This window comes from Collinsella aerofaciens (genome assembly GCF_028209885.1).
Taxonomy (GTDB): Bacteria; Actinomycetota; Coriobacteriia; order Coriobacteriales; family Coriobacteriaceae; genus Collinsella; species Collinsella aerofaciens_BA.
The window spans coordinates 64,846-72,373 of the sequence record NZ_JAQLEM010000011.1 but is presented as its reverse complement, the minus strand read 5'-3'; the positions used below and the strand labels follow the sequence as shown (position 1 = coordinate 72,373).

Below are 7,528 nucleotides of genomic sequence, written 5' to 3'. Positions count from 1 at the left end.
GGTGTCTGCCGTGGCAGACACCCCCTCCGGATGTGGGAAGTTTGCGCTGCAGGTTACTTGTCGGTGCCCAGCTTGTGCGGCTTGAGAGCGAGCGCATTGACGAGTGCGTCGGTGGCAGACTTGACGGCTGCCGGCTGCGGATCGTTGACGTGATCCTCGGGGTGTACGGGCAGGTCCTTCTTGACGGCATCGTGGATCAAGTTGGGGTACTCAGTCACGCCAGTGGTCGATAGGTGCGTGCCATCGCCATCGAACAGGTCGTTGCGGTTGGCACTGTATCCGTACCAGTCGATAACGCGCACGTTCTTGTAGCGCGTAGCGGCGTTGGCGATGGCCTGGTTGGTAGAGCCAACCCACGGCTGCGGGCTGCGCGTGTTCACAAACACCACCATACGCTTATCTCCCGCATCGGCCATGATGGCGTCGATCTGGTCGTCGGTTACCAAGCCGTTGGTGCCCAGGGCAAAGACCACGATCTTGCCGGCAAGGTTCTGCTGGATATAGCCCTCAAATGTCGCGCGGCCCGCATCAAACTGGCGGCCCTTTTCGGCATCGATATGGCCGTGCGGGAACACACCGTCAAAGGTGTCTACGGCACGCAGCGACACGGAGTCGCCGATCATAAGCAGATCGTAGGAGCCATCGGGGAAGCCGTCGTTGTCCTTGTCGGTGTCGTCGGCCGCCTGCTGGTCGGTGGGCGCGGTGTTCTTGGCTTCCTTGTTCAGAACTTCGGCGCCCTCGCCGCTCAGCGCAGACGTCTCGGGCACAAAGATCAGGCCGCCCAGTGCAACGACCAACACGACAGCGCAGGCTGCGCAGACAGGGACGCGCGCGCGTACCCAGTTAGCGGGCGTGGTGGTGCCGTCGCGGAACTCGGACACGGTGCGCTCAAAGGCGCCCTTCCTAAACGGAGTCTCGATAAAGCGATAGCAGCACTCTGCCACGGCGACCACCAACAACACCTGCAAAATGTACTGCCACCACGGCGTATCGTTGATGTTGGCGACCGGGTTCATGAGTAACAGCAGCGGATAGTGCCACAGGTAGATGCTGTACGAGCGCTTGCCAACCCACACGAGCGGATCGGCGGACAGCACGCGGGCAACCATTCCCTGGGGCTGCACGCAGGCCGCGATGACCATGAGCGTGAGGATGGAGCATAACAGCGTGCCGCCGCGATACTGGAACGCGGTGTAGCCGTTGGTGAGCGCGACCATGGCGGCAAGGCCAACCAGACCCACGACGCCCAACACATCGATGGATGCGGGCGAGGACCAAAAGCGCACGAGGGCGCTCGGCTGTGCCGGGGCGGCCTCGGCTGATTCGTCGGCCTTCTCGTCAGGTTTGCCCACGGCGTTCTTGCCGTGCTTGGCGGCGCCAGCCAGGCGATTGAGCCCCAAACGATGAGCGAGACGCACCGGCGCCAGGTCGCGATCGGGGATAAAGGCCATCCAGGCACCCAGTAGCAGCGAGAACACGCGGGTGTCGGTGCCGTAGTACACACGGCTGGGGTCGGCGGCAGGGTTGTAAAGCACCATCATGGCGAGGGCAGATACCGCGGCAAGGCCCAGAACCACGCGGCGCGTGTTGGGCTTGCTCACATGCATGGATACCATGGCAAACAGCAGTGGCGGCCAAATCAGGTAGAACTGTTCCTCGATGGCAAGCGACCAAAAGTGCGTGAGCGGTGAGGGGTCGCCCAGAGCATTGAAGTACGAGACGTTTTGAGCAATCTGCCACCAGTTGTTAAAGAACAGCAGCGACGGCAAGATGTCGGGGCGCATCTTGGTGAGCATCACGTGGTTGAAGACGGTGCACAGCGCGCAGGTCACCACCACGACGGTTACCACGGCGGGGACCAGGCGACGGATGCGGCGAATCCAGAAGCTCTTAAGGTCGATGCGTCCGGTCTTAGCGACTTCGTTGAGCAGCAAGCGCGTGATCAGATAGCCCGAAAGCACAAAGAAGATCGTGACGCCAAGCAGGCCGCCCTGCGCCCACGTGAGGTTAAGGTGATAGAGCACCACCGCGACGACGGCGAGCGTACGCAGGCCGTCAAGGGCAGGGATGTAGCGGGATTTGGGGCGAGCAGGCGTCTGCTCCGCGGCGGGAGTGTTGGCGCGGCCCGCGTTGTTGGCAGAAGCACGATGGGAGCTCACGGTGCGTCGCGGTTCGTTGGCACGGCGTTCGCCCTTCACGCGTTCGTGCGGCGCCGGCTCGTTGCCCGTGCGGCGTCGACCGCGCGAGCCCGATTGCGAGAGTTGTTCCATAAAACATCATCCAATGACGAGAATAATCAGCACGCCTTCATTGTAGCTGCCTGCTCCTGTGAATGCTTGCTGCTGGCGCAAGCTCAAGCGCGCGTCCACATCAAAGTGAACTAAAGTTATAGGGGGTGCGAGAGTGCACGATCGACGGCTGGCGGTGGGCATAAGGCCCGCAGATGAGGAGGTTTCCATGGCAGATCGCGGCATCGTTGCGGTGTTCGGCAGCATGAACATGGACCTTTCGGTGGCGTGCGAGCGCATACCGCGTGCGGGCGAGACCGTCGGCGGCAGCGGGTTTATCACCAACGCCGGCGGCAAGGGCGCCAATCAGGCCGTAGCTGCCGCGCGTATGGGCGCTTGCACGCACATGATCGGCGCGGTCGGTCGCGACGCGTTCGGCGCGTCGCTCGTGGCGGGGCTCCAAGACGCCGGCGTGGACTGTGACTTTGTAGTGCATCGCGATGATGTGGAGACGGGAACGGCGACCATCATTCGCTGCGAGGGAGACAACCGCATCGTGCTGTCGCCGGGCGCCAACCATGCGCTTGCGGGCGAGGACGTTGCCCGCGCGCTGAGGCGTCTGGTGGCCGATGAACTCGATAGTGACGCCAGCAAGATTGCCCCGGCTGCCGGAAGCGTCTTTATCGCCCAGGGTGAATGCGACCTTGTAGCGACGGCCGAGGCGCTTGTTTGCGCTCACGGGCTCGGGTTCTATACAGTCTTTAATCCGGCGCCTGCCTGCGATGTGCCTGCGGAGGCCTGGTCCGCGGTCGACCTGGTCTGCCCCAACGAGACCGAGTGCCAGGTGCTGACGGGAATCTTGCCCGCGGACGATGCAAGCTGCGTCGTGGCGCTCAACGCCCTGCTCGCTAGGGGTGCCGGAGCTGCGGTCATCACGTTGGGCGGTGCCGGCTCGGTTACGCTCGGCGATGACGGTGAGCTGCTGCGCATGCCGGCACTTTCGAGCACGGTAGTCGATACCACGGCCGCCGGCGATACGTTTATCGGCGCGTTGGCGGCGGCTCGCCTAGAGGGCTTGCCGCTCTTTGAGTGCATGGCCGCGGGTGCTCGCGCCTCGGCAGTGACGGTGTCGCGCCTGGGCGCTCAGCAATCGATTCCCACGCGCGCCGAAGTTGAACATTGGTTTGGTTAAACGATAAAGACGGAGAAGCGGAGTAGAACAATGGCAATCAAGAAGCTGATCCTTGATCTGGATATGGGTGTTGACGATGCGATGGCGCTGGCCTATGCCATCGCGAGCCCCGAGGTGGAGCTCGTGGGCATCACCACGTGCTTTGGTAACGTGCGCGTCGAGCAATCGGCGCACAATTGCCTGGCGGTGCTCGATCTGCTGGGTCGCCCCGAGGTTCCGGTGTACCTGGGTGCCGACCGTCCTCTGCAAGCGACTGAGCCCTATACGCCGCCGGCGTCCACCGCGCTCATTCACGGCAAGAACGGCATCGGCGGCGCGAGCGTGCCCGCGTCGCCCTACGAGCCGGTGGGGGCGACCTCGGCCGACGGCAACGCTGCGGTCGATTATCTGATCGATGCCGCGCGCACCTATGGTCCCGATCTGGTCTACGTAGCGACTGGCCCGCTCTCCAACCTGGCGCTCGCCCTGGAGCGCGATGCGGCGGCGATGATGTCCATCGGCCGCGTGGTCGTGATGGGCGGCGCCCTTACCGTGCCCGGCAACGTGAGCGCGGGCGCTGAGGCCAACATGGCGAGCGACCCCGAGGCAGCCGACGCGGTGCTGCGTTCAGGTCGCAAGCTCACCATGGTGGGTCTGGACGTGACGCATCGCGTGGTGCTCACACGCCGCGACGTTGCCGGCTGGACGGGCTCGGGCACTATGGCTGGCTGCGCATTTGCGAGCATGGTCGAGCACTACATTGGTTCGTACGAGATGAACGCGCCCTACCTGGGCGGCTGCGCGCTGCACGATCCGCTGGCGGTTGCCGTGGCGATCGACCCCACGCTCGTAGGTGCGCTCGCCTGCAACTTGCGTGTTGACTTGCTGGGCGAGTATCGCGGCCGCACCATCTGCGATGAGCGCCGCCTGTCCAATCCGGACAAGAGCGCGCTTGTGGCACTGACCGTGGATGCTCCGCGCTTCCTTTCCGAGTTCAAGGCACGCATGGCCCGCGTCTTGGGCTAAGTTGTCTTTTTGGGACGGGGCTTTTTGACTGGTATGATTGGTGCGACCAATCGAACCAGCTAAAAGAGCCCCGTCCCAATTTGACTATCGAGAGGATCTGCCATGGAGCGCATCGCCAGCTTTTCCGTTGACCATCTGTTGCTTGAGCCCGGCGTGTATGTGAGCCGCATCGACCGCGATCCGGCGACCGGGGCCGCCGTCACCACCTTTGACCTGCGCCTGACCACGCCCAACAAGGAGCCGGTCATGAACACGGCCGAGTGCCACACCATCGAGCACCTGGGCGCGACGTTCCTTCGCAATCATGCCGAGTGGTCGGGCCGCATTGTCTACTTTGGCCCCATGGGCTGCCGCACGGGCTTTTACCTGGTTGTGTTTGGCGAGGTGACGAGCGAGGAGATCCTGCCGCTCGTGCGTGAGCTGTTCGAGTTTGTCGCCGGCTTTGAGGGCGATGTCCCCGGTGCCGCTCCCGAGGAGTGCGGTAACTACCTGGACCAGAACCTCCCCATGGCCAACTGGCTTGCGCGCCGCTACCTCGACCGCGACCTGGCCGATATCGACGAGAAGCACCTGCACTATCAGCAGGCGTAAGGGCTTTATCGCCCAAAACGCGCGCATTGGGCGCCTTTTTGCTGAGTGGTCGGGACGAGTGTTTAAAATCGCTTATGTTTGTTCTAGAATGTTCATACTGTCACATAAACGAACAGGAGCGAACATGCATATCTACTCTGTCAACGATCCCGAGTTCAAGTCCTATGGCAACGTTTGGGATAACGTTCCGTCCGAGCTTACGTCGCCCGTGCTCGAGGCGCTTGCCTCCACGCCCATCCCTGAGGGCAGCAAATACGTGGCGAGTGCGCCGGAGCTCGAGGACGTCAAGGATGCCGACAAGCTTGGCTTTCTCATGTTTGGTGGCCGTCCCTTCCAGCTCGGCTGGTGCAACGGCCACAATACACGACTCAACTGCCTGGAGTATCACCGCGCGAGCGAATTCAACTTGGGCGCTCGCGACTTTATCCTGCTCGTGGCGCATCGCTGGGAGATCGAGGACGGCAAGCTCGACACCGCGTGCGTCAAGGCGTTTCGCGTGCCGGCGGGTACGGTCGTCGAAGTCTTCAACACCACGCTCCACTACACGCCGTGCATGGTCGACGACGGTGGCTTCCAGGTGATGGTGGCGCTGCCCGCCGGCACCAACGGCCCGCGCCCCGAGGCTGCGGCCGACATGCCCACGGCCGGCGACAGCTACTGCTACTGGAAGGCCGACAAGTGGGTTCTCTGCCATGCTGACAGCCCCAAGGCTGCCGAGGGCGGCTACGTAGGCCTCATCGGCAAGAACCTCGACATCACCGTGGACTAGAATCTTCCGTCTCGATCTGTAACATCTAGCGGGCTAAATCGTCTCTACCTGTTACAGATTTAGACAAACTGCAGGGGACAGACCGAACAATCTCGATCTGTAACACCAGGCCCGGTTTTGACGGCCTACCTGTTACAGATCGAGACAAACGGGCCCAAACCACCACAAAGGTGCCTGTCCCCATTGCGGTGGCTGCCTAGAGTTGGCTGCGCAGATAGTCAGCCATATATGGAACGGCGAAACGCACGTAACCGCGGCGCGCCTGTTCGATTACGCCGGCGTCGATGAGGCGCCGGCGATACTTTTGCGCATAGTCGGGTGTGACTGACATACGTTTCGCTACATCGGAAATGCGCGAAACGGCGTCTTCGTCATCAGTCATTGCGTCGAGAAACGCGACGTCTTGGTCCGATAGCGCGGCGAGCGTCGTTTCACAAACATCGTTTTCGAAATCGGCTTTTGACGCTTCGATAGCTCCGTCGACTTGCTCTGGCGTTACGTGTTCTCCTGTCTTGCAGCGATTGCCGATGTTATAGCCGATGAGCTGCAGCATATAGGGCGAGCCTTGGGTTGCGCGAGCGGCACGGAGGCGAAGATCGCCTGGAATATCAAGGTCGAGCTCTTCGAAAGCCCGCTGATAATAGGCATCGACATCTCCGACTGAAAGCGGTTCGAGCGTGACCTTGCGAGCGCGGTTGAGAAATGTCAGCACGCGGTCATTGAGCGTTGCACAGACGGCTCCCGGGAGACCTGCCATAACAAGCGCGACGTTGAGTCCCTCACCGACCAGCTCTTGATAGGCGGTGACGAGCTGTCTAATCTCAGGTGAATTAGCTTGGAGCTCATCGATAAGGATGAGGATGCCGTGTCCCTGCTCGGTCAGCTTGCGCGCCAGCTGCGTGAGTTTGAACTGGAAACTCTTGGTCTCCTGCACATCGCGTGTGAACTCGAGACCGGCTGAGAAGCCGAAGACGCTCAAGCTACCGCCAGAAAGTTTGGGGAGATGACGCTTGCTGACATAAGGCTCGCCTGCTTCTTGGATTTTTTCAACAATGCGCTCAAGCATATCTTCGGAGGCTACGGTGGGTGTGGCGACAACAAAACCGAGCTTGCGTGCGCGGTCGGCAAGTTCCCACAGAAGAACCGTCTTGCCGCTGCCTCGCTGGCCGAGCATGAGCATGGCTCGGTCTCGATTGCCCGGCTCCTGCTCAAGACCGGAGATGAATGTCGAAATCACGTTCCCGCGACCCACCAGATAGGACGGGCGATTTCCAAATGAGGGGGAGAAGATGGTTTCAGTCATAAGTCTCCTTTCCTTTTTTTCCTATTTTTTCCTTTCTTTCCTATTCAGTCAAATGAATTGCTGAGCGAAGGCGGTTACGTAGGCCTCGTCGGCAAAACCTCGGCATCACCTGCGACTAGAATCTTCTGTCTCGATCTGTAACATCTAGCGGGCTAAATCGTCTCTACCTGTTACAGATTTAGACAAACTGCAGAAGCTGACCGAACAATCTCGATCTGTAACATCAGGCCCGGTTTTGGCTGCCTACCTGTTACAGATCGAGACAAACCGCCCCCAACCGCCACAAAGGTGCCTGTCCCCTTTGTGGTGATTGGCAGGCGGGTATCAAAAAGTGTCAGACGGGGCGGCTGTCGAGCACCTGCGTGCGAAAAGAAGTATCGACCTGCGTCGTTGCCGTTGAGCGACGCGTTGTTTGTAGGGATACTGAGCCTATGACAACA

The 7,528-nt window shown here is 61.1% G+C and carries 6 protein-coding genes; 4 read left to right on the top strand and 2 right to left on the bottom strand.

Going from position 1 to position 7,528, the window contains the following annotated elements; genetic code table 11:
• Window positions 1-53: 53 nt before the first annotated feature.
• Entirely contained in the window at window positions 54-2,270 is a 2,217-nt protein-coding gene (locus PMX21_RS04395; protein ID WP_271758295.1) for an acyltransferase family protein, read from the bottom strand.
• Window positions 2,271-2,457: 187 nt separating this feature from the next.
• On the opposite strand from PMX21_RS04395, the gene PMX21_RS04390 reads away from it, so the two are divergent.
• The 4 genes from PMX21_RS04390 to PMX21_RS04375 all read left to right on the top strand — a co-directional run bounded on the left by PMX21_RS04390 (window position 2,458) and on the right by PMX21_RS04375 (window position 5,785).
• Window positions 2,458-3,420 carry a ribokinase gene (locus tag PMX21_RS04390; protein WP_271758293.1) on the top strand — a complete coding sequence of 321 codons (963 nt, stop codon included), beginning with the start codon at window positions 2,458-2,460 and terminating at the stop codon, window positions 3,418-3,420.
• A gap of 30 nt (window positions 3,421-3,450) precedes the next feature.
• Window positions 3,451-4,425, top strand: a complete 975-nt coding sequence (locus PMX21_RS04385) for a nucleoside hydrolase (protein WP_271758291.1) — start codon at window positions 3,451-3,453, stop codon at window positions 4,423-4,425.
• A gap of 102 nt (window positions 4,426-4,527) precedes the next feature.
• The gene (locus PMX21_RS04380) at window positions 4,528-5,016 is read left to right on the top strand and encodes an S-ribosylhomocysteine lyase (protein ID WP_055310646.1); all 489 of its coding nucleotides are present in this window, start codon (window positions 4,528-4,530) and stop codon (window positions 5,014-5,016) included.
• Between the two features lie 124 nt (window positions 5,017-5,140).
• Entirely contained in the window at window positions 5,141-5,785 is a 645-nt protein-coding gene (locus PMX21_RS04375) for a DUF4867 family protein (protein WP_271758289.1), read from the top strand.
• A gap of 196 nt (window positions 5,786-5,981) precedes the next feature.
• Here the strand turns inward: PMX21_RS04375 and PMX21_RS04370 are convergent, their stop codons facing one another.
• Window positions 5,982-7,088, bottom strand: a complete 1,107-nt coding sequence (locus tag PMX21_RS04370; protein ID WP_117848350.1) for an ATP-binding protein — start codon at window positions 7,086-7,088, stop codon at window positions 5,982-5,984.
• Window positions 7,089-7,528: the final 440 nt, after the last annotated feature.

Coding starts and splice junctions, on each gene's coding strand:
- PMX21_RS04395 (WP_271758295.1), bottom strand. CDS start 2,270: ATGGAACAACTCTCGCAATCGGGCTCGCGCGGTCGACGCCGCACGGGC.
- PMX21_RS04390 (WP_271758293.1), top strand. CDS start 2,458: ATGGCAGATCGCGGCATCGTTGCGGTGTTCGGCAGCATGAACATGGAC.
- PMX21_RS04385 (WP_271758291.1), top strand. CDS start 3,451: ATGGCAATCAAGAAGCTGATCCTTGATCTGGATATGGGTGTTGACGAT.
- PMX21_RS04380 (WP_055310646.1), top strand. CDS start 4,528: ATGGAGCGCATCGCCAGCTTTTCCGTTGACCATCTGTTGCTTGAGCCC.
- PMX21_RS04375 (WP_271758289.1), top strand. CDS start 5,141: ATGCATATCTACTCTGTCAACGATCCCGAGTTCAAGTCCTATGGCAAC.
- PMX21_RS04370 (WP_117848350.1), bottom strand. CDS start 7,088: ATGACTGAAACCATCTTCTCCCCCTCATTTGGAAATCGCCCGTCCTAT.